The organism is Paenisporosarcina sp. P4_D4, from assembly GCF_056401835.1.
This window is the reverse complement of record NZ_JBFUIO010000410.1, coordinates 1-651: the sequence shown is the minus strand read 5'-3', so window position 1 is coordinate 651 and position 651 is coordinate 1. Positions and strand designations below refer to the sequence as shown.

Below are 651 nucleotides of genomic sequence, written 5' to 3'. Positions count from 1 at the left end.
CATCACGGTATGAATACCATTGATCTTCTTTTTCAAAATCTATTATTTTGTCCTTAAACCTTCTAAAGGCACCCTTACCCTTAATGGCCCTTAATAAAGATTCCTGCATCCGTTGATCCCTTACTTTTAAACTGAAGTTTTCCATTATTTCATATTCATTCACTGCATATTTAGTAGGTAACTCTATATAGTTTTCAAAGTTTTCAACCACATCAATTGCATTCATTCTATTTTCTTGTTCCCATTCAGGTAAATGATCAAATGGTTCTTCGTCTTCGGCAGCTCTCAAGTCCTCAGATGTAACTATAATTATTTCACCCGTATTAATATTTAGTAATGAACGTGACTCTTCAAACTGTACTTCCATTTCCTCAATTATATCTTTTAGACTGACTTGTATATTCATTATTAGATCACCTTTAGAAGTTTTTTACTATCCCGTTAGTTAAACAAAGACTGTTTATTTATTATTCGTCCTGATTCATTTATTTTATTAACTTACAACCTCCTTGATTCCATTTCTTTAATAAAATCATTCGGCTGGAACACTTCTTCAAACAATGTGGTAACTCTTGTAACTACTTGATCAATTCTTCCTTCAGTTCCGCTTTTATATGGCTCKCCTAGTTCGAACCTTAGATGCAATTCACT

General features: G+C 32.6%; 2 protein-coding genes. Both read right to left on the bottom strand.

From position 1 onward, the window contains the following. Positions 1 to 406 (bottom strand): UPF0158 family protein (locus AC1DSL_RS19170; RefSeq protein WP_477533472.1); only part of this gene is annotated, 406 nt, incomplete at its 3' end. A gap of 92 nt (positions 407 to 498) precedes the next feature. Further along, positions 499 to 645 carry a DUF3885 domain-containing protein gene (locus tag AC1DSL_RS19165; RefSeq protein WP_477533473.1) on the bottom strand — a complete coding sequence of 49 codons (147 nt, stop codon included), beginning with the start codon at positions 643 to 645 and terminating at the stop codon, positions 499 to 501. Positions 646 to 651: the final 6 nt, after the last annotated feature.